Raw genomic sequence first — 21,007 nt, 5'->3', positions numbered from 1 at the left:
GGTATGTTGACCTGTTTTTTTAGATATATTGTGCCGTGACGTCACTTTAACACGTTACGGCACAAGCTTTCTGACAACAACTACCATACTCATGTTAAGACTTCTACCAATAGGTAGCATACTCCTGCTGCCCGTATTGATTTTTGCCCAACCCTGTGATACCTACCGCAACCTGAGCGGCGCCATCAATTCCCTAAGCACTACCGAAACTAGGACGGTCGGTGCTGAGGAAACGTTTTGTGTTCGAATCAATGCCAACGGCCCCCAGGAAGGCTTCACCATAACCGGCATTGAGGGAGAAGGTGCCCTCGCCACCCTGGACGTCTATGCGGCCGCCCTCCCCGATGCCCCCCCGGTAACCGTAGACATCGACGCAAACACCTTCCAGAGCATCATCCCAATCCCCGGAGAATACAGCCTTGAGGTCACCTACGGGGCAATTGGTAGCTTCAGAATCACCTACGACAACAACCTGCGAAACCAGAATAACAATCCGAAGAACATCGTCTTCCTGGTGGAGGCCGCATTGCCCGTCAATTGGGTGCGGGAACTGGCGTACCGGCCCGCCGGCGAGCGCCTCGAATTCGACTGGTCCGTCTCCGATCAGGTGGACGTGGCCGGTTACGAGCTGCAGGCCTTCGACGGCGACGGCTTCAAAACCGTGGAAAAAATTGCCTACCGAGACAACGGAAGCCTGGAAACCGGCTACTCGGTGCGCACCAACTGGCCGCAAGCGGCTACCTACTATCGCGTCCGGCAGCTTGACTTCGACGGTACCGCCGACTACAGCAATATCGTGTTCGTACCGGGCGAGGAGCGGACGTCCGAGGAAGTCATGGTCTTCCCCAACCCCGCAACGAACAAGGTCCGTATGACCGTACCCGAGGGCATTGGTTCCGTCGACCTTATCGATGCGGCCGGCCGACTGTTGCAGACCTACAACGCCGATATCGCCCGGGGCGGAATCGACGTTTCAACGGTGCCGGAAGGCATGTACTTCATCCGCACCCAGGGAGCCAACGTGGCCGGCACCACCCAGCGACTCGTGATTCGCCACTAGCCAACCGGCTCCTTCGCGAATTGGAAAGGCCCGGTACCTGAGAAGGTGCCGGGCCTTTCTCATAAGCCCCCCAGCAGCTAGCGCGGACGGTGACCCCAGGTTTCGTAAAGGGGGTCACCCTTGCTGCTGAAGCCCATGTGGTGCCACTCGCTGTTGCGGATCTTGTAATCAAAGCTCAGCTGATCGCCCACCCGTTCGGGATCGCGGCTGAAGAATTCGATCTTCTCACTGTAACGGGGCTCTTCTGCGGTATAGGTGCCTCCGCCGGTGCCCAGCATCTCGCGGGATTCGGTGTTGTAGGCTATCCACTGGAAGCGTCCGCCGGTCAAAATTTTCATGGTCCGGCGCGGCCCGGTCGGGGTACGACGGCGCATCTCCCCGTCTTGCTTGCGGCCGGTAATCTGCCAGGCGCCGGCCAGTTCTCCGTCTCCTTCACCGGCCCGTTGCCAGGCTTTGTCGCCGTTGAAAACCAGCAGGCTGCCGTTCACACCAAAGGGCATGGCGCGGGTGCTGCCCACGTTCTGCGGCACCGAAGAGTCCCACTCGTAGGTCACCAGGAGGGTGTCGCCGGTAATTTCGTAGCTGCCTCCGAGCGTCGCCAGGAAGCTTTTATCGTCCACGTCGTAGGCTGTCATGGAGAAATAGCCGTCCTGGATAAGCATCGAAAGTTCATGCTCCTCCCCGTCGGCGCCGGTGAAGCTGGACTGCCAGGCGCCGCGCAGGGCGGCGCCGGTGTCCTGGGCCGGCAACAGCAACGGGCTCAGCCATAGTAGAATGAAAAGTTGTTTCATGGTGTCGGTTTGTCCGTCAAGAACGGGAGAGGCCCCCGGATCGTTGTACCTTCGTCGGTAAACAAATAGTTAGCCGGACGCTATTAAAAAGTAGCATCTCCGTAACTATACCTTTCGGCCTCCGTTAGCACATCATATGGGACTACGTAAAAAAGCCCGGCTCATTATCTATCGCTTCCGCGAACGCGGCCTGGAAGTGTTTCTCACGCAGCAATCCGAGCAGTGGGGACTTCCGGAAGGAGACCTTAAGGTAGATAACCCCGACCTGATCAGCCTCGAGCCCGCCGAAGACCGCGAGGAAGCCGTTGCCGTAGAGGGCGACTGGCACGAGATCCCCAGCCTCAAGCAGATGCTCTACGAGGATGCCGGCGAGATTAAGGAGCGCCTCCGCGAACTGGAATCCGGTACCTTCCTGACCATTAAGGATGCCCTGAAGAACCACCTCAGCCCCGGGCAGGTACAGTTCCTCCGCGAACTGGTCGAGGTTGTCACGGATCGTAATTCCGTGCGCGACATCTAGGCGTTAGCTACCTACTTACCTTACAAGTTTGAAAGGGTCACCGCACCCGCGCGCCGCCGCAACCCTGTGTTGCGAATCGGTCTAACGGTCTGTTGTTTCCGGCGGCCACCGGGCGAGGGAAGCGGCCTACCCTAACCGGCCATATCTGTGGAGGTACTCGCCACGAAAGTTCCCTAAACGACGAAAGCCGCTCCTCCGAAGAGAAGCGGCTTTGTCGCGAGTTTGGAGCGGATGACCAGGTTCGAACCGGCGACCTCAACCTTGGCAAGGTTGCGCTCTACCAACTGAGCTACATCCGCGTCTGCTGGCTGCTCAGCCATGCTTTATTTCTAAAGCGCTGCAAATATAGGGACACCCGTCAGGACTATCCAAGTCATCGGGCAAAAAAGTTGCTAATCATTCTTTTTGCCCCTACAACTGGTAGTGGAAGGTGGCCAGTACGTAGCGCCCTAGGCCGTTGCTCGTGCGTTCCGTCGTGACGAACGCCTGGGCGTAGCGATTGATGATCGTGTTCTGGTTCAGCAGGTCGCGGCCGCCGATCACGAAGTAGTGGCCGGCCTTCTTGAAGGGACGGATCTCGATGCTTGCCTGGAGGTCCGGAATGTTGGTGGCATTGGCAAAGGAGGCCGCTTCGAAGATGCGGTAGGTGAATTGCGTTTCAAAGCGCCAGGTATCGGTCACCTCGAGCTGGAACTGGGTTACAATGTCGTGGGTGACAGTGACGATGTCATCGGTCTCCTCGTCGTCGAAGCTGTTCACGTTGCGGGAGTAGGTGTAGCCGGCCTTGAGGAATGACTTTTGGTTGAATTCCGTGGTCAGGTCGACGGTGCCGCTGAAGTTGGAGGACGTGTTGGTCCGGGCTACGCCGTCCACGAAGCCCTGGCCGATGCTTTGGCTGCTGTTAACGTTGGTCCGTAGTTCGCCCTTCATGAATGCCATACCGATCGTGGAGCCGGCGTATACCATGGTCCGCCAGGCGTGGCTGACGTTGACGGTCTGGTAGATCTGCTGGCTCGGGGTGAAGGTGAGGCTGTTGCCGAAGGCGTTGTCGGTGTAGCCCGCGCTGACGTATCCGTTAAGGCTGATGGCCCGGAACTGATCGTTGAACCACACATTGCCGCTTACCTCGTGCTGGGTAGCGGGGTCGAGGTTGGGGTTGCCTACGTTTACGCGGCCGGTCACCGAGGGGCGGGCGATGGTCTGCAGCTGGCTGACGCTGGGTGCCTGCACGTCTGCGCGGTAATTGAGCCGGAAGAAGGTCTTGCCCTTACGAAGGCGGAATCCGATGTCCGGAAGGAGGTAGGTGAAGTCGGAGGTGCGAGAGGTGTCTCCGCTGACGCCGAGTTGGTTGCGTTGCAGTACCGCCCCGACCTGGAAGTTGTTGCCCTCACCGAAACGGTAGGAAAGGTCAGCCTCTCCGCGGTAGGTGGTCCAGCTGCGGTTCAGCAGGTTCGTGATAGGGTCGGCCTCCTCGAGCCGGAAGCGGTAATCGCCCTCGTCCTCATCGTAATTGTATCCCAGCTCGGTTTCCAGCACCAGCTTTTCGGTGATCGGTTGATCGTAGCGTACCTCACCGTTATAGCTCAGCGAGTTGGTCAGGCGATCCTGTACCTGGAGGCCGTTCTGGAGGCTACCGGCGATGGGGAGGTTGCCGGAATTGTCCTCCTGGAGGCCGGCGACCAGGACGTCGAGGTCGGTCTGGTCCTTGCGGTAGTTGACCGAGGTGGAGGCCCCAAAGGTGCGGCCGCGCCGCCCGCTGAGGCGCCGGTTGTAGCGCAGGGAGGCGGATCCACCGGGATTGTAGCCGTCGGACATCTCTTCCACGCGGTAGGAATTTTCGGGGTCGTTGTCGCTGGTGACGCGGGTGGCGGCCACCGAACGTCCGTCGTTGCCGCTCAGGAAGCCGTTGCCGTAGAAGCGCAGCCGCGAGGTACTGTCGATCTCCTGTTCGTACTCCACGTTGAGGCCGTGGCTGTAGTTCTTGGTGGCGTCCGTCTGCTGGGAAAAGATGGTACGCTCGTTGTTCGCCCGGGTAAAGGCCTGTCGCTCGGTGACCGTCTGTGTCTGCCGGCGCTCGAACAGCGTGTAGTCCATCGTAAGCTGACCGTGCTGTCCGACCGTCCGGCCGAAGTTGATGCCGGTAGCAATACTGCGGTTCTGGCCCGGGGCCTGTCCGCCGTCGTAGTAGGGCAGGGAGCCGTCGCCGAAGCGGATGTAACCCCCGCGGCCGGAGCTTTGGTTGAAGCTCGACAGCTCGTCGCCGGTGAAGCCGACGCGGTTGACGTTGTTGATGGTCCCCAGGATGCCGATTTGCGTGGCGTCGCTGATGCGGAAGAGTTTTCCGCCGCCGTCGTAGCGTGGGTCGTCTCCCCCGGCCGCCTGTCCGCCTCCGGCGTACAACTCGCCGAAGATCTTGGCCTTGAATTCCTCGTTCATTTCGAGGTTAACGGTCGTGTTTTCCTGGCCGTCGTCGACCCCGGATATCTCTTCATCGTCGGTTTTCTGGTCAAACACCTCCACGTTTTTGATGGCTTTGGCGTCGAGGTTCTGGGTAATCAGGGTGGAATTACCGGCAAAGAAGGGCTTGCCGTTGATCATGACCTCGTTGATGGGTTTTCCCCGCCAGGTAAGCTGGCCGTTGGCGTCCACGCTCATGCCGGGCAGGCGGCGCAGCAGGTCTTCTACCTTGGCGTTCTCCCCGATGGCGAAGGCCGCGGCGTCGTAAAGCATCGTATCGCCCTTCATGCGGATGGGGATACGGTCGGCGGTGACCTCCACGCCGCTCAGCTGGAAGCCGGCGGGGTACATCCGCAGTTCTCCGAGACCCAGGTACTGGTCGGAGGCGGTGACGGTGATCTCCTGGTCCGGGCGTTCGAAGCCGAGGAAGGTGACGCGGAGGATGTACTCTCCGGGCGGCACCTTCTGCATCAGGAATTCTCCCTTGTCGTCGGTAGTGCCGAAGCTGGTGAGCAGGGTGTCCGAGGTACGCAGCAGCACGGCGTTGGCGCCCGGCAGCGTGGTGCCGGTCGTATCGACGACAGTAGCGCTGATCTCCGACTGGGCGTGGAGCATCAGGCCCGCGAGGACGAGGAACAGGGTAAGCAGGTGTCTCATTGTGGGGTATGGTTGTGCGGTAGTATTAGTTGCGGTCCCAGCCGCGGCGGCGGCGCTCCATCACCTCGCGGCGTTTCTCGGCAACCTTGTTGAATTTTTCACGGGTAATAATGTCGCCCTCCGTGGGCTTGACCAGGCTGAGCTCCGCCGGGTTGGGCTGCATCGTTTTCATGGTGTACTCCGTGTACATCCCTTCGTTCTGCACCTTCAGGTACACGATGGCCCCCGGCAGGCCGCCGAAACCGGCGGGCCCGATACCGATGGGTATGGTTTCGGTGAAGTAGGCGGTCAGCGTGTCTCCCTCCGGGGAGGTCGCGAAGGCCACCTTGCTGGGCAGGGTGTAGGCCATATTGGCCCGCTGGTTGGCGGGTACTTCCCATTCCGGCTGCAGCCACTTGTCCTCCATGATGAACATACGGTCCATGATCTGCCGCTGGTCGGTGACCAGGCTGTCGGAGATGTCGGTGTAGTAGATGTTCTTGTTTTCGGTCTCGTCGTTGCCCCACCAGCCCCGCCGGCCGTCGGGCTCCTGCTCCTGCTGGAGTTGCTGGTACTTAAAGGCGTTCTGGTCGAAGGTCAACCGGCCGGTACGGTCGAAGGCGCCTTCGGCCTTCATCTCCTCCATACGCTTCTTCTGGTCAATGGACATACCCTCGTAAACCGGGAATTCCTTGTGCTCAACGTAGTCGATGGTTCCGTGCGTGATCTGGGCGCCGAGCGGGCCTACCAAGAGAAGGAACAGGATCAACGATAAATACTTCATACTATTTGGTGGGGCTTTTGGAGTAAATTACGGTTCACCTCCCACAATACACGTCTATCTGGCCGCCTTAACCTTTCTATTAGATAGTCGGCACAATACGCTCGACCATCTGATGATCCCTACCGATGGTTCTGGTGGTCGCGATCGTTTTATTGGCGCAATACTTGGCTTTACTGGCTGCGCACGACCGTGCGTACGGCGTTGGGTTTACGCGCACGGAACTTGTTCCGCTGGCGATTAAACTCGTCGATCGATACTTCTTTGCCCTCCGTGGCGGGTGCAATGTCTAGTGGCTCGGCGGACAGTTCCAGGGTTTCGGCCCGATACGACCGGTGATAGCCCGGTCCGGTGATCTCCAGCTGGAGAATGGCACCCGGCAGGTCGTAGTAGTTGAGCGGCCCGAAGGAAACCGGCAGGGCCGGGGCGTACCGGGCAAGCAGGGTGTCGCCGGTGATAGTAACGGCCCGGGCGACCAGCAAGGGAAAGCCCAGCGTGGCGGCACTCGCGGGTACGGATTCACCGGTTAGCGTCCACGCCACGGTGGGCGCGGGGCCCCCGTACTGAAACATGCGATCGGCGATGGCTTCGCTGTTGTGTATTTCGTGGGTATGGGTGTCGGTATAGAAACGGTCGGGTGGGGTGGGTCCGTTATTGACCATGATGCGTATTCCCCCCGATTCGATCTCTCGGGGGGGCTGGTGCAGTTCCCGGAATTCAAAGGCGCCCGGGGAAAACCGCAGGTGGTACCGACGGGTCGTACCTCCACTGGCGTGAAGTTGCCCTAGTAACTCCTGCATCTTCCCGTTCAGCGCGCCGTCGCCGATTCCCTTCGTCGGGAGTGCGTCGGTCCGGGTGTAGATCAGTTCGCCGTACGTGGCCTGCGCCGCGGCGGATGACGTCAGGAGCAGGAAGCCGGAAAGGAGGAAGAGGGGGAGGATGCGCATCGTTGTGGTTGTTATGCGTGGCGTACTGCCGTTGCTGGTGCTTGGGGACAGTACAAAGGTGAGCCGAGGTCCCCGACGGACCGGTTAATCCACCTCAACTAAGGTTAATAAAGGTTAATCCGGCCCCGGGCACCTGACGTACGCCCGTACCTTGGGGCTATGAAACGGGTTGCCCTCTCCCTGACCGTAGCACTGTTGTTCACGTTCTCCCTCCTGGGATACTTCCTGCACGCGAGCTACGTGGAGCAGCGCAGTCTGTTCATTGAGCGCATCAATACCGAGCTGGGTCGGTTACGGACGGAGCGCATGCTCGCAAGTATCATGGACCAGGGGAAAGTGCGCATGGACGTAGTGGGTAAGGATACTACCTTTCACTTCGGCCATATCCGGATCGACGATGGTCCCAGCGATCAGGTGACGTACACGGTAGCACCGGCGCGATCGGCCGACGATACGCTACGCCCCGCCGTCCCCGGTAGCGTAGGCACCGTAGACAGCGCTGCCGTAGTACTCAACGTCACGACAGAGCCGTCGGATCTGGACTCCGTGGCCACCAGGTATGGCGTGCGCCTGCACCGGTATGCTTCCGCTGATTCGGCCCGGGCCGCGGGGGCCTGGCCCTTTCAACTTACCGGCGCCGGAGCCCTCTCTTCTAAATCCACGAAGGTGCTGGGCCTGAGCGATTACCGCCTGCGGGTGATCATGGAGATGGGAGGTGAACTGCTGTTCTCGTTGGTCATGGTGGCGGCTATCTGTCTGGCTCTCTTCACCGCCTACCGCAGCCTGAAGGAGCACCGCCGGCAGGTACAGGACCGCGAGGCCCTGCTGGCCAATATCTCCCACGAACTGAAGACCCCGATCGCCGCCGTCACGGCCGCCCTGGAAGCGCTGGACCGCTTCGGCGCGGACGACGATCCTGCCCTCCGCCGTGATTACCTCGAGCTGAGCCGGCAGGAGCTGACGCGGCTGGACCGCCTTGCCGACCAGGCCATCGGTAGTCTGCGGATGGCCGCCGCACCGGAAAAGCTGCTTCACGTACCGGTTGATCTGGCGGAGGCGACCGCAGCGGCGTGGCGGCCCGTCGCCCTGCGGTACGGGCTCGAGCCCGGCACCCTCCAGCTCTCGGCCAGTGGACGGACAACGGTCACCGGCGACCCCCACTACCTCGGCCTTGCGATATCCAATCTGCTCGACAACGCCGTGAAGTACGGTGGGGAGCCACCCTTGATCCGGGTGGACATAGCGTCCGGCCCCGACGGCGCAGTACGCTATTCCGTCACCGATAACGGCGCCGGGGTGGGGGAGCAGGACCAGGACCGCATCTTCGACCGCTTTTACCGGGTGCCGCCGGGGCAGCGGGGACATACGGTAAAGGGCAACGGCCTGGGGCTGACCCTGGTCCGCCAGGTGGCTGAAGTGCACGGCGGTACGGCCAGGGTAGCGGCATCGGGGCCTTCCGGTACCACCGTCACCCTGCAATTTACCGGGGCATGAACGTACTGTACGTAGAAGACGAACCCGTTCTGGGGCGGATCGTGAAGCAAAGTCTCGAAAGCCGTGGTTGCCGGATGGAGTGGTACACTTCCGCGGATAGGGCGGCAACGGCCCTGGCCCATCCCGACACCTTTGATATCGCGGTGCTGGATGTACAATTGCCCGGTCGCGACGGGTTCAGCATCGGGCGGCAGCTGCGCCTCGCGGCTCCGGATCTGCCCATCTTGTTTTTAACGGCCCGGGTCGACGCCGCCGACGCGGTGACCGGCTTTCGATCCGGGGGCGATGACTACCTCCGGAAGCCCTTTAGTATGGAGGAATTGCTCGTACGAATGGAGAACTTGGTACGCCTGCGTGCGGGCAGCGGGGACGGCTCCGCGGACACGGAGGAAGTTTACCAGCTAGGGGGCACCACCTTCGCCTACCGCTCCCTCACCCTGGTCGACGACCGGGGGCGCCGTATCGACCTAAGTCACCGGGAAGCGGAATTGCTGCGCTACCTGATCCTGCGCAGCGCGCAGGAGGTAATTCCCCGCCCTAACATACTGCGGGACCTCTGGGGCGACGACGGCTTCTTTCACAGCCGCAACCTTGACGTGTACGTTCGCAAACTCCGCAAGCACCTCGAGGGGGAGCCAGACGTCCGCATCCTGACGCTACGCGGCGTGGGCTACCGCATGCTTCTGCACGACGATGCAACCTAATCGTTGGCTCGGGTTGTTTACATTTGCTAGCAAACCACCATTAATGACCCAGGAGGAAAGAAACAGCTTGATCACCCGCGTTGATGCGGCCCTCGAAGCGGTCAGGCCCCACCTGGCCATCGACGGCGGTGACATCGAGGTGGTCACGGTAAGCGACAATCAGATCGTCGAGATTAAGTGGCTGGGCGCCTGCCACGGCTGCTCCATGACGGCCATGACCATGAAGGCCGGCGTCGAGCAGGCCATCAAAAGCCGGCTGCCGCAGATCAACGGGGTAGTGGCCGTAAACTGATCCCCTAGCGCGTGCAACTGTTTTACGATCCCGACCTGCAGGCCGGTACCCATAGCCTGGCGGAGGAGGAAGCCCGCCACGTGGTCCGGGTACTGCGCAAGCGGCCCGGCGACGAGCTGGACCTGGTCGACGGCAGCGGCGGCTGGTTCTCTGCCACCATCCTAGAAGCCGGTAAGCGGGAGTGCCTGCTCGACGTACGCCTGGTGCGCCGCGAAGCCCGCCGCGCGGGTCACCGGCTCACCCTGCTGGTCGCCCCCACCAAGAGCATCGACCGCTTCGAGTGGATCCTGGAGAAGGCCACCGAGATCGGGATCGATCGCATCGTCCCCATCCTGACCGAGCACAGCGAACGGCAGCGCCTGCGGGCCGATCGCCTCGAGCGTGTGCTGCAATCCGCCATGAAGCAGAGCCTTCGCGCCTGGCTTCCCGAACTGGGCGAGCTCTCCGACTGGTCCGACGTACTGTCGGCCGACCTCCCCGGCGACCGTTTTCTGGGGTACCTGGGGGAAGAAGGTGCCGCCCTGCTGTCCACGGCGATCCGGCCGGGTAACGATACGGTGATCGCCATCGGTCCCGAGGGGGGATTCAGTCCCGCAGAGGCCGAGCAAGCCGCCGCCGCCGGCTTCCGCCCCGTGAGCCTGGGACCGCACCGCCTTCGCACCGAAACGGCCGCGCTAACTGCCGTCCATACGATAGAATCGGCCGCCTGGCCGCTAATCCCCGGAGCCGCTCGCGACGTTTAAGCGGTATGCGCTATCTCCTGATCCTGACCGGCCTCGCTTTGTTCTCCATCTCCGCCGCACCCGCGCCCGCCGCCCAACTGCAGCTGGCCCTCCTCAAGTACAACGGGGGAGGGGACTGGTACGCCAACCCCACGGCCCTGCCCAACCTGGCCGCCTTCTGTAACCAGACCCTCGGTACCAACTTTGCCCTCGACTACGGGACCGTAGACGTCGGTAGTGCAGAACTGTACAATTATCCCTGGGTACACATGACCGGACACGGAAACGTCGTGTTCTCCGCCGCCGAGGCCGAGAATCTGCGCAATTACCTGCTGGGCGGGGGCTTTCTGCACATCGACGACAACTACGGAATGGACCCCTACATCCGCGTGGCGATGGAGCAGGTGTTCCCGGAATCCTCCTTCGTCGAGCTGCCCTTCGATCACCCGATCTACCATCAGACGTATAATTTTCCCGGCGGGCTACCTAAAATCCACGAGCACGACGGGGAGCCGCCCCGCGGGTTTGGGCTCTTTCACGAGGACCGGCTGGTGTGCTTCTATACGTTTTCCAGTGACCTCGGCGACGGGTGGGAAGACGAGTCGGTGCACAACGATCCCGCCGAAATCCGGGCGGCCGCCCTGCAGATGGGGGCCAACGTCGTGGAGTTTGCCTTTCGTCAGTAGCAGCGAGCCTACCTGCTCGCCAATCGCTCCAGCTCACGGTCGTTCGCGATCTGGGCAAAGAACGTTTTTAACCTCCGCAGAATGATCCGGCGGTGGCGCTCCTGCAGCGTAGGATGGTCGCGGACCGCGTTCTCCAGGCTTTCCCGCTGCGCCAAAAAGCCGTCGGCGGCAGTACGGAGTTCGGCAAAGCGGAGCCCGCGTCCCAGAAAGTGCGGTTCCTGGACCGATACCTGCCCCAGCGACTCCCGCGGCAGGGCGTAGTCGGTGTCGACCAGGCCGGCATAATCGAAGTCGTAAGGAATCGGAATATATCCCGACTCCTCCCCCCGCCGTAGTGCTTCCACGTTGTGCAGCGTGCGGAGTTGCCAGTCGGTATTCAGAATGAGGTAATTGAAGAGGGCGAGATTGGCGTACGCCTGCCGCTCGAATGCGCGGGTACTGATACGCTCGACCGCTATCCGGCTGGCGCCGTACCGACTTTCAAGCTGCTCTTCCGCCTCGATCAGGAAGGCGGGCAAGGTATCCCCGCCCGGTAAGGCGAGGCGTACCGGGACGGTGCGGTGGTGGTACGAACTGACCAGGGCGTGCAGCTCGTACATCAGCCGCTCGCGCCGCAGGTACCCACGCGCCGCGGTGCCGGAATTGCAGGCAACGACGAATTTCAGGTCGTTGAGAACACTGTACCCCATAGAGGCAAGAGCATCCTTCTCAAGCTTGACTTTTAGCGAGGGATAGCGACAGGCGCGAAGGCGAGCGTGGCCGCGGGTGCGGATTCGGCCCGCAAGCCGCTGCCCACCGTGGCTCAGCGTGAGTGGCTGGTATTCCTTGGCGGATTTGGTATGCAGGAGCTGGTCCCATTCGGTCTCCAGCGAGAGGACGGCGGTATCCTTCCGGGCGTGCAGCGCGTCAAACAGGGAGGGCTGGCCGTGGGCCACGGCAGCGAGCAGCAACAGCAGCGGGAGGAGTTTCATGTCACTTTTTGGTCGCCACGAGCGGCAGGCGACGGCCGTCGATGGTGCCCCTAAAGTACGCACCGTTTTCGATGAGCAGGAGTTCGCCGACACTGCCGAACTTTATGCTGGAATCCACGGCGATCAGTCGGTTATCGTAAAACCCCTGTACGGCGGTAAAGGAGGTGTGACCCACGACGATGCGCTCGGCGTCAAGTTTGCGCAACACGTAGTTGAGGTCGTGGGCGTCGAAATTGGCCTTGCTAAAGTAGCCGCGGTACCAGAGCGGGCCGCCGGAGCCGTGCAGCATGCTGAGGCGGGAGTGGTCCCGCTTGACGTCGCGAATGTCGTCCGCGTCGATCAGGTAATCGTGGTAGAGCTCGTTCATGCGGTCGAGGCTACCGACCTCGCGGGCCATGGCCCGGCTGATGCCGCCGTGGACGAACACCACACCGTCGATGTTGACCGCCAGCGGCAGGCTGCGCAGCCATCGACCGAGGTAGGTATCGGGCCCGTACAGATCGCCGTAAAACTCGCCGAGGAGGCCGCTGGTGGTGCGGTAACGCGGGTTGAGGTAGCGCTCGTCACCCTCGAGCACCATGGTTTCGTGGTTGCCCAGCAAGAAATGCACCCGTCCGCCGGCGGCTTCGGCCTCGGCTTCCAGATTGTGGATCAGCCACAATATTTCCGTGACCTGGTCGCCACGGTCGAATACGTCGCCGACGATGACGAGGTGCCCGGTGCCGAATGTCCACTGCATATCGGCATCGATAATGCCATTGGTTTCCAGCAGCTTGCGCGTGGTCTCGAACTGTCCGTGTACGTCGCTCAGCGCCGCGATATGCGATACGTTCTCGTAGGTCCGCATGGTTCGGCGATCGAAAGACCGTTGCGGGTCTACACGCCCCGGCTCGAAGGTGGCAAAGACGGGAAGGCCGGTGGTTTCTGCACCCTGGAAGACCACGGAGCCGGCCGTTCCGGCTCCGGTATCCGCCCAGCGGGCTACCACCGTATCACCGGCCCCGTAAAAGAGGTAGGGGCCGTCCGGCGGGAGGGTATCGCTGCCGATGGTCAGCAGGGTGGAAAACAGGAGGGTAAGCAAACGTAAGGGTTGTGTTACGTCAAAGTTAACCAGAAAGGCGTCACGCCGGTTGTCAGCAGGACGTTAACGGCAGCCTAAGACGCCGCAGCGCGGGTGCGGCGACTATTCTTGAGGCCGGGCAATCCTTATGGCCCTCCGCGCGTTGGCATGGAATGATAACGTCCTTCCGTCGTACCCTGCTGATCTTCCTGCCGGCCCTGTTCCTGGCTCCGTCCCTGGGTGCCCAGGTGGGGATTTCCACCTTCTACAATTCCAACGATGCCACGGTCTCGCTGGATAACGGTGCCCGGGAGGAATATCCGATACCCTACGGCAGCGGCGCGGAAGTGGCCCTGAACTACTGGTTTCGCCTGCCGAAGAACCGGGTGGAATTCCTGCCTACGGTCTACTACGCCCAGACGACCGCCGACGGGCCCCGCTGGCGGGAGTACGGCTTTCAGTTCAAGACCAACGTTTACGTATTCGACCTGGCCACCGACTGCGACTGCCCGACCTTCGGCAAGCAGGGGCCCCGCCTCGATAAAGGGTTCTTTATCCAGCTCGCTCCGGGCGTGGCCCGGCATTCGCTGCCTGGCCTGTCTCTCCAGGTGGAATCGTCTCCGTCCACCACCTTCAGCCTCGGTGCCGGTGTAGGAATAGATTTCGGTTTGAGCAATCTTGTCACCCTGACCCCCCTGCTTTCCCTCCGCCACCACTTCGGCGACTTCAACGGTGACGTCACCTTTACCGACGATAACGGCGTTTCGCCCGGCTCAATCGAGACCCGCCTCACCACTTATCAGGTAGGGCTCCAGGCTACCTTCCGCTTCGACAAGCGCCGCTACTAGTCCCGGCCGGACGTCGTAGATTCCCTAATCTGCGGTTTTCGTGACCGCTACCGCCTAGTGTACCTTACGGCGCGTCGCCCGCACAGCCGGGCGGCGGCCTAACGACACGCCCAGATATGATCCAACCACTGAACCAGTACAGCCGTAACGTTACCAATAACCCCGAGCAGCCCGCCGCCCGCGCCATGCTGTACGGCATCGGCTTGACCGACGCCGATATGGACAAGGCCCAGGTGGGCATCGTCAGCACCGGCTGGGAAGGTAATCCCTGTAACATGCACCTCAACGACCTGGCCCGCGAGGTCAAGGCGGGGGTCAACGAGGAATCCGAACTGCTCGGCCTGATCTACCACACCATCGGAGTGAGCGACGGGATGAGCATGGGTACGGCGGGCATGCGCTACAGCCTCCCGAGCCGCGACGTGATCGCCGACAGCATCGAAACGGTGGCCGGTGCCCAGTGGTACGACGGTCTCGTAACCGTAGTGGGCTGCGACAAGAACATGCCCGGCGCCATGATTGCCCTGGCCCGTCTCAACCGGCCGGCCATCCTGGTCTACGGAGGCACGATCAGCCCCGGCTGTTACAAGGAGGAGAAGCTTGACGTAGTGTCCGCCTTCGAAGTGCTTGGCAAGTACCGTACGGGCGAAGTGGACCAGGAACAGTACGCCGGCGTTATCCGCCACGCCTGCCCCGGCTCCGGCGCCTGCGGGGGCATGTACACTGCCAACACCATGGCGACGGCCATCGAGGCCATGGGTATGGCCCTGCCGTACAACAGCAGCATCCCCGCCAACCACCCCGACAAGCGGGCCGACACCGCGCGGGTAGGGCAGCACATGCTGCACCTGCTGCGCCACGACATCAAGCCGCTCGACATCCTGACGCGCAAGGCTTTCGAGAATGCCATCGTCACCCTCACCGTCCTGGGCGGAAGCACCAACGCCGTGCTGCACCTGGTCGCCATGGCCCGCAGCGCCAGCGTGGACATCACCATTGACGATTTCCAGCGGATCAGCGATCGTACCCCGTTGCTCGCCGACCTGAAACCCAGCGGCAAGTACGTGATGGAAGATCTGTACTACGCCGGCGGCGTACCGGCCGTGATGAAGGAGTTGCTGCTGCGCGATATGCTCCACGGCGACTGCCTCACCGTGACCGGCAAGACCTTGGCCGAAAACCTCATCGAGGTGGAAAGCCTCACCGAAGGCCAGCAAATCATTCAGCCCTTTGATGCACCCGTCAAGCCTACCGGCCACCTGCAGATCCTGTACGGTAACCTCGCGGCCGAGGGCAGCGTGGCCAAGATCACCGGTAAGGAGGGCACCCACTTCATGGGCCCGGCCCGCGTCTTCGATTCGGAAGCCGAGGCTAACACGGCGATCCGCAACCGCGAGATCAAGGAAGGAGACGTGGTGGTGATCCGCTACTGCGGCCCCAAGGGCGGACCGGGAATGCCCGAGATGCTAAAACCCACCAGCGAGATCATGGGCCAGGGGCTGGGCAAGAAGGTAGCCCTGATCACCGACGGCCGCTTCAGCGGCGGTACACACGGCTTCGTCGTGGGCCACATCAGCCCGGAAGCCCAGGTCGGCGGCCTGCTTGCCCTTGTCGAAGATGGCGACATCATCAACATTGACGCCGATAATAACGTCCTCAACCTGGAGGTCGACGAAGAAATCCTCCGCCAGCGGCGGGCAACCTGGCAGGCGCCCCCCGAAAAAGCGACCTCGGGTGTACTCAGGAAGTACATCGCCCTGGTCAGTAGTGCATCAGAAGGCTGCGTCACCGACCGCTAGCCACGTAAACTTAGTTCCCCATGTCCCGAATGGCCACCTCCCTCACTTCCCCCGCCCCGTCCAACGGCACTACCGCTACCACCCGCATGAGCGGGGCCCACGCCCTGCTGCAGTGCCTGGTGAACGAGGGCGTCGATACCATCTTCGGCTATCCCGGCGGGGCCATCATGCCGGTGTACGACGCCCTGATCGACTACGAAGGGCAGATTACCCATATCCTGCCCCGCCACGAACAGGGTGCCATCCACGCCGCCGAAGGCTACGCCCGCATCAAGCGCCGGACCGGCGTGTGCATGGCTACCTCCGGCCCCGGAGCGACTAACCTCATCACCGGGCTCTGCGACGCGCAGCTCGATAGCCTCCCCATTGTGGCCATCACCGGTCAGGTGCCGAGCTCCCTGCTCGGGAGCGACGCCTTCCAGGAAGTGGACGTGGTGAACAGCACGATTCCCGTCACGAAGTGGAACTACCAGATCACCCGTCCGGAAGAGATCGGGTGGGTTCTCAAGAAAGCATTCTTCATCGCCAACAGCGGTCGGCCCGGGCCCGTGGTGGTCGATATTACCAAGGATGCGCAGCTGGCCATGGTCGACTTCGCCTACCCCGAGCAACTGCTGATCCGCAGCTACGTACCCCACAACGTCCCGAAAAAACGGCAGTTACAGGCCGCCGCCGACCTGATCAATGCCGCCGAGCGCCCGATGATCCTCGCCGGTCACGGCATACACATCGCCCACGCCCAGGACATCTTCCGCCGCTTCGTCGAGCATACGGGGATCCCCGTCGGGGTGACGTGTCACGGCCTGTCGACGATCCCCAACGACCACCCCCTATTTACGGGCATGCTGGGGATGCACGGCAACTACGGCCCCAACCTGCTGCAAAACGAGGCCGACGTGATCGTCGCCATCGGTATGCGCTTCGACGACCGCGTCACGGGCCGCCTGGACAAGTACCTGCCCGACGCCCGCGTGGTCCACATCGAGGTCGATCCCGCCGAGCTGAACAAGAATGTCCGCGCGGCGGCCCCCATCCTCGGCGACGCCCGCGAAGTGCTCGAGGAACTACTCCCGCTGGTGGAGGCTAATACGTACTCGGAATGGGTGGGTCGCTTCGAAGAATGTGCCCGCATCGAGCAGGAGCGGGTAATCGACGTGGCCATCACGCCCACCGAGGACGGGCAGATCCGCATGGGGCAGGTGATCCGGGAAGTGAGCCGGCAGACCGACGGCCGCGCCATCGTTGCCACCGACGTGGGGCAGCACCAGATGATGGCCGCCCGCTACTACGAATACAAGGGTCACGACCAGTGGGTAAGCTCCGGCGGTGCCGGCACCATGGGCTACGGGCTGCCCGCCGCCTTCGGGGCCAAGTACGCCGACCCCTCGCGACAGGTGGTCGCCTTCATCGGCGACGGTGGTTTCCAGATGACGCTGCAGGAACTCGGGCTCTGCGCCCAGTGGAACGTCGGCGTCAAGATCGTGCTGCTGGACAACAACTACCTCGGCATGGTCCGGCAGTGGCAGGAACTGTTCCACAAGCGGCGCTACAGCTCGGTGGAACTGGTCAACCCGGACTTCGTCACCATCGCCCGCGGATTCGGGGTAGCCGGCCGGTCGGTACGTGACCCCGAGCAGGTGGTCGAAGCCGTGTCCGAAATGCTCGCCCACGATGGCCCCTACCTCCTGCACCTGCACACCGTGAAGGAAGATAACGTGTTCCCGATGGTCCCCAGCGGCAAGTCGGTAAGCGAAGTCATTCTTGGCCCCGAAGACCTCATCCCCAACGCCTAGTGTCCCTGTCTCCCAAATCCACCTCCATGAAGCGCTCCTTCACCATCACGGTGTTCACCGAGGACCAGACCGGCCTGCTCTCGCGGGTCGTGGGCATCTTCAACCGCCGCAACCTCAACATCAGCAGCCTCACCACCAGCGCCAGCAGCGACGAGTCGATTCACCGCTTTACCATCGTGGTGGAGGTCACCGAGGAGATGGTCATCAAACTGGTGGCGCAGCTAGACAAACAGGTGGACGTCCTTAAAGCTTTCTACTACGAAGATAAGGACATCGTCTACCAGGAGATCGCCCTCTATAAGGTGCCCATCCACGTTTTCAACGACGGCAACCAGGTGGAGATGCTGATCCGCCGCCACAACGCCCGGGTACTGCTGATCGAGCGCGAGTACGTGGTCATCGAGAAGACCGGTCACGAGTACGAAACCGAAGCGCTGCTCACCGAGCTGCGGCAGGTCGGGCTGTACGAATTCGTCCGCTCGGGTCGGGTGGCGGTCGTCAAGCCCATGGAACGGCTCAACAGCTACCTGCAGGAAATCAACGCCACGGTGAAAAACTGACCGGGGCGCTATATTGACCCCATGAGCTACCAAAACCTACGCGTCGAAGAGCACGACCGCATCGTGCACCTCACCATCGACCGACCCAAGGCCCTAAACGCCCTAAACGCCCAGACCCTCCACGAACTTAATCAGTTTTTCGGGACGGACTACCGCGACCGTACCAACATCCACGGCGTGATCCTTACCGGATCCGGTGACCGCGCTTTCGTGGCCGGAGCCGACATCAAGGAATTCATGGAGGTGGCCCGCGACGGCAACGGACAGGCGATGGCCCACCGGGGGCAGGAGGTCTTTGCCCGCATCGAAAACTTTCACCGTCCGGTCGTAGCCCTCGTCAACGGTTTTGCCCTCGGTGGCGGCTGCGAGCTTGCCATGGCCTGCCACCTGCGCATTGCGACGGAAAACGCCAGCTTCGGCCAGCCGGAGGTCAACCTGGGAATCATTCCCGGCTACGGCGGTACCCAGCGCCTCAACCAGTATATCGGTAAGGGCAAGGCCACCGAGCTGATCCTGACGGGCAACCGCATCGACGCGGAGGAGGCCCACCGACTGGGGCTGGTCAACTACGTGCTGCCCCGGAAAGAGGCGGCGCAGAAGGCGATCGATCTTCTTACCCTCATCGGCACGAAGGGGCCGGTAGCCGTACAGCAGTCGATCCGCGCCATCAATGCCTACTATTCCAATCCCGCGGGCTACGGAACGGAGGCGGAGGCCTTCGGGGCTACCACGCGTACGTCCGACTTCGAAGAGGGGGCGAGTGCCTTCGTCGAGAAGCGGATCCCCAACTTCAAGGGAGAATAAAATGAGAACGGCGGCGTCCCTCATGTGAGAAACGCCGCCGTTTGAATTGGGGGGTACCGGTTTACTGGACCTCTTCCAGTTCTACGTAGAACATAAGCTCGCTATCGGGCGGAATGCTGCCATTGCCGGCACCCTGGGCACCGTAGCCAAGCTCGGAGGGAATGATCAGCGTGGCGTGATCGCCCTGCTGCAGCTGGGCGATGCCCTCGTCCCAACCCGGAATCACGCGACCGGTGCCGAGCTGGAAAGGAATACCCTGTCCGCGCTCGAAGCTCTGGTCGAAGATCTCGCCGTTTGACGTGAGGCGACCGAGGTACTGCACCACCACACCGCGACCGGCTTCGGCCTGGGGACCGTCTCCTTCTTCGTGGATGATGTACCGGATGCCACTCTCGGTGGATTGCAGTTGATCGTCCAGCCGGCCGGCCTTGTAATCCTCGTAGATTTGGTCGGTCATAGCCCGAACTTCGGGCTCACGGGCACGGACGGTTTCCGCGGCTGCCTCGGCCTCGGCACGCATGGCGTCCTGGCGGGCGGTGAACTCGTCCTGGCTGACGATTTCGGTAACTTCGATGTCGTAAAGCATGACCGAATCCTGCTGCATCCCGGGAGGCTTGGCCTGGGGAGGGAACTGGCTGATGTCGGCGCGGATCACGGCCCGCTCGCCCACGCGGAGCTTGCTGAGCACGTCCTGTACCGGGGAGGTTTCTTCGTTGATGAGGCTGTCGGACAGGGCCTGCAGTACAGGCTGGTCGCCGGGATTGTCGCGGGTATCAATGAATACGCTGTCGGCCTCATTCTTTACCTGGGCCTGGAAGTAGATGTACTCGCCGGGGTTGGCGAGTTGCCCGTCGTCGTTGGTAGTGACGTAGCTGTAGCGGGTACCGAGGTCGGTAGTAAGCATCCCCTCCTTGTCCGAATCTTCACAGGCGGCGAACAGGGTTAGGCCCACGAAGAGGAGCAACATTCTGGTTAGCATAAATTATTGGTTGTTAAATTCTAAGTAAGCCGCCTCAATTTCCGCTGCGTACTTCGGCAGCTGGCGTTTGAAGCGGTTGATCGTGGTGCCGAGTGGGGCAAAGCTTGCCCCCCCGGCCGCGTTGCGGTGCCCGCCGCCCCGGAAATGTTCCTTGGCCAGGGACTGTACGTCCATGGTTCCCTTGGAGCGCAGGCTCAGTTTGACGATGGTGGGTTGTTCGTGAATGAAGGCGGCGATCATCAGCTGGGGCATCCGGAGGATGTAGTTGACGATGCCTTCCGTGTCACCACGCTGTATATCGAAGTCCTCGTAGTCCTGTTTGTTCAGGTAGATCAGGCCGGTACGGAAGTCGGGAATCAGTTCCATCCGATTCGCGAGGCAGTGACCCAGCAGCCGCAGCTGCTTCTCCGACTGGTTGTTCCAGACGTGGTCCGCGATCTTGTAGGCGTCGGTACCGGCGTCCAGCAGAGCGGCGGTGGTGCGGAACAGGGCCGGGGAGGTGCTGTAGCGAAAACCGCCGGTGTCGGTCAGGATGCCCGTATAGAGGCTGTCCGAACAGGCTTTGGTAACCCGGTCTTCGTGTCCGAGGTCCCTGATAAAGCGGTAGACCAGTTCGCAGGTGGAGCTGGCCGTGGGGTCACAGAAGGCCGGATTGGCGATGTCTTCCGGGTACAGGTGGTGGTCGATCATGATCCGGGGCCGCGGGTCGTCGGTCAAGCCTTCGGCCAGTTTGTCGATGCGGTCGAAGGAGTTGAAGTCCAGCAGGAAGAAGAGACTTGCCCCGTCGATGATCTCGCGGGCGCGTTCGGGCGTGTCGTCGTAGATAACGATCGACTGCACCTCCGGCAGAAAGGCCAGAAACTCCGGATAGCCCGAGGGCAGGACGACGGTACACCCGTGTCCCTGTCCCTTCAGGTAGTGCTGCAGGCCCAGGCTGGAGCCAACGGCGTCGCCGTCCGGGTTGCGGTGGCTGAAGATGACGATCTCCTGGCGGTCGGCCAGCAAGCGTCGGGCATTGTCGAGGTGCTCGTCCATACGGGTGGGAAAGGACGCGCAAAGTTCCGAAAAAATGGTGGGCTGGCCAAAACTTCCTACTTTTGCCG

General features: G+C 61.8%; 20 protein-coding genes and 1 tRNA gene. 12 read left to right on the top strand and 9 right to left on the bottom strand.

Annotation, left to right across the window (positions count from 1 at the left end):
• The first annotated feature begins 91 nt into the window (after nucleotides 1-91).
• Complete coding sequence (locus tag DQG19_RS02115; protein WP_116124566.1) at nucleotides 92-1,060, top strand: T9SS type A sorting domain-containing protein; 969 nt, start codon at nucleotides 92-94, stop codon at nucleotides 1,058-1,060.
• A gap of 77 nt (nucleotides 1,061-1,137) precedes the next feature.
• On the opposite strand, the gene DQG19_RS02110 is transcribed toward DQG19_RS02115, so the two are convergent.
• Complete coding sequence (locus DQG19_RS02110; protein WP_157974278.1) at nucleotides 1,138-1,851, bottom strand: membrane or secreted protein; 714 nt, start codon at nucleotides 1,849-1,851, stop codon at nucleotides 1,138-1,140.
• 136 nt (nucleotides 1,852-1,987) lie between these two features.
• Here DQG19_RS02110 and DQG19_RS02105 point away from each other — a divergent pair, with 136 nt between their 5' ends.
• On the top strand, nucleotides 1,988-2,371 hold the full coding sequence (locus tag DQG19_RS02105) for a hypothetical protein (protein ID WP_116124564.1): 384 nt from the start codon (nucleotides 1,988-1,990) through the stop codon (nucleotides 2,369-2,371).
• A gap of 223 nt (nucleotides 2,372-2,594) precedes the next feature.
• On the opposite strand, the gene DQG19_RS02100 is transcribed toward DQG19_RS02105, so the two are convergent.
• The 4 genes from DQG19_RS02100 to DQG19_RS02085 form a co-directional block, all read right to left on the bottom strand.
• Nucleotides 2,595-2,670: transfer RNA gene (locus tag DQG19_RS02100), tRNA-Gly, on the bottom strand.
• Between the two features lie 112 nt (nucleotides 2,671-2,782).
• Complete coding sequence (locus DQG19_RS02095) at nucleotides 2,783-5,485, bottom strand: carboxypeptidase regulatory-like domain-containing protein (RefSeq protein WP_116124563.1); 2,703 nt, start codon at nucleotides 5,483-5,485, stop codon at nucleotides 2,783-2,785.
• Between the two features lie 25 nt (nucleotides 5,486-5,510).
• A complete protein-coding gene (locus DQG19_RS02090; RefSeq protein ID WP_116124562.1) occupies nucleotides 5,511-6,248 on the bottom strand; it encodes a GLPGLI family protein in 738 nt (245 codons plus the stop codon).
• 170 nt (nucleotides 6,249-6,418) lie between these two features.
• On the bottom strand, nucleotides 6,419-7,192 hold the full coding sequence (locus DQG19_RS02085; protein ID WP_116124561.1) for a hypothetical protein: 774 nt from the start codon (nucleotides 7,190-7,192) through the stop codon (nucleotides 6,419-6,421).
• 159 nt (nucleotides 7,193-7,351) lie between these two features.
• On the opposite strand from DQG19_RS02085, the gene DQG19_RS02080 reads away from it, so the two are divergent.
• From DQG19_RS02080 to DQG19_RS02060, 5 genes are read left to right on the top strand one after another with little or no spacing between them, the layout of a single operon-like run.
• Nucleotides 7,352-8,686, top strand: a complete 1,335-nt coding sequence (locus tag DQG19_RS02080) for a sensor histidine kinase (protein WP_116124560.1) — start codon at nucleotides 7,352-7,354, stop codon at nucleotides 8,684-8,686.
• Nucleotides 8,683-9,390 carry a response regulator transcription factor gene (locus DQG19_RS02075; protein WP_116124559.1) on the top strand — a complete coding sequence of 236 codons (708 nt, stop codon included), beginning with the start codon at nucleotides 8,683-8,685 and terminating at the stop codon, nucleotides 9,388-9,390. The genes DQG19_RS02080 and DQG19_RS02075 overlap by 4 nt, the downstream gene beginning before the upstream one ends.
• 43 nt (nucleotides 9,391-9,433) lie before the next feature.
• Nucleotides 9,434-9,682: a NifU family protein gene (locus tag DQG19_RS02070; protein WP_116124558.1), complete on the top strand. Its 249-nt coding sequence runs from the start codon at nucleotides 9,434-9,436 to the stop codon at nucleotides 9,680-9,682.
• Between the two features lie 11 nt (nucleotides 9,683-9,693).
• A complete protein-coding gene (locus DQG19_RS02065; protein ID WP_116124557.1) occupies nucleotides 9,694-10,425 on the top strand; it encodes an RsmE family RNA methyltransferase in 732 nt (243 codons plus the stop codon).
• A gap of 5 nt (nucleotides 10,426-10,430) precedes the next feature.
• Nucleotides 10,431-11,090 (top strand): DUF4159 domain-containing protein, encoded by a 660-nt coding sequence (locus DQG19_RS02060; RefSeq protein WP_116124556.1) that lies wholly within the window; start codon nucleotides 10,431-10,433, stop codon nucleotides 11,088-11,090.
• 8 nt (nucleotides 11,091-11,098) lie between these two features.
• On the opposite strand, the gene DQG19_RS02055 is transcribed toward DQG19_RS02060, so the two are convergent.
• Entirely contained in the window at nucleotides 11,099-12,061 is a 963-nt protein-coding gene (locus tag DQG19_RS02055) for a hypothetical protein (protein WP_116124555.1), read from the bottom strand.
• Nucleotide 12,062: 1 nt separating this feature from the next.
• Complete coding sequence (locus DQG19_RS02050) at nucleotides 12,063-13,142, bottom strand: metallophosphoesterase (RefSeq protein WP_116124554.1); 1,080 nt, start codon at nucleotides 13,140-13,142, stop codon at nucleotides 12,063-12,065.
• 152 nt (nucleotides 13,143-13,294) lie between these two features.
• Here DQG19_RS02050 and DQG19_RS02045 point away from each other — a divergent pair, with 152 nt between their 5' ends.
• The 5 genes from DQG19_RS02045 to DQG19_RS02025 all read left to right on the top strand — a co-directional run bounded on the left by DQG19_RS02045 (nucleotide 13,295) and on the right by DQG19_RS02025 (nucleotide 18,925).
• A complete protein-coding gene (locus tag DQG19_RS02045; protein ID WP_116124553.1) occupies nucleotides 13,295-13,969 on the top strand; it encodes a hypothetical protein in 675 nt (224 codons plus the stop codon).
• Nucleotides 13,970-14,085: 116 nt separating this feature from the next.
• Entirely contained in the window at nucleotides 14,086-15,768 is a 1,683-nt protein-coding gene (gene ilvD / locus DQG19_RS02040; protein ID WP_116124552.1) for a dihydroxy-acid dehydratase, read from the top strand.
• A 20-nt stretch (nucleotides 15,769-15,788) separates the two neighbouring features.
• Nucleotides 15,789-17,561, top strand: coding sequence for a biosynthetic-type acetolactate synthase large subunit (ilvB, locus tag DQG19_RS02035; protein ID WP_232826418.1), 1,773 nt, complete (start codon nucleotides 15,789-15,791; stop codon nucleotides 17,559-17,561).
• Nucleotides 17,562-17,587: 26 nt separating this feature from the next.
• The gene (gene ilvN / locus DQG19_RS02030; protein WP_116125166.1) at nucleotides 17,588-18,121 is read left to right on the top strand and encodes an acetolactate synthase small subunit; all 534 of its coding nucleotides are present in this window, start codon (nucleotides 17,588-17,590) and stop codon (nucleotides 18,119-18,121) included.
• A gap of 21 nt (nucleotides 18,122-18,142) precedes the next feature.
• The gene (locus DQG19_RS02025; RefSeq protein WP_116124550.1) at nucleotides 18,143-18,925 is read left to right on the top strand and encodes an enoyl-CoA hydratase/isomerase family protein; all 783 of its coding nucleotides are present in this window, start codon (nucleotides 18,143-18,145) and stop codon (nucleotides 18,923-18,925) included.
• A gap of 61 nt (nucleotides 18,926-18,986) precedes the next feature.
• Here DQG19_RS02025 and DQG19_RS02020 read toward each other — a convergent pair whose 3' ends face one another.
• Nucleotides 18,987-19,904, bottom strand: coding sequence for an FKBP-type peptidyl-prolyl cis-trans isomerase (locus tag DQG19_RS02020; RefSeq protein WP_116124549.1), 918 nt, complete (start codon nucleotides 19,902-19,904; stop codon nucleotides 18,987-18,989).
• Nucleotides 19,905-19,907: 3 nt separating this feature from the next.
• Nucleotides 19,908-20,939: a DHH family phosphoesterase gene (locus DQG19_RS02015; protein WP_116124548.1), complete on the bottom strand. Its 1,032-nt coding sequence runs from the start codon at nucleotides 20,937-20,939 to the stop codon at nucleotides 19,908-19,910.
• Nucleotides 20,940-21,007: the final 68 nt, after the last annotated feature.

This window comes from Lewinella sp. IMCC34183, from assembly GCF_003390915.1.
Lineage (GTDB): Bacteria > Bacteroidota > Bacteroidia > Chitinophagales > Saprospiraceae > Neolewinella.
This window is presented reverse-complemented; position numbering and strand designations above follow the sequence as displayed.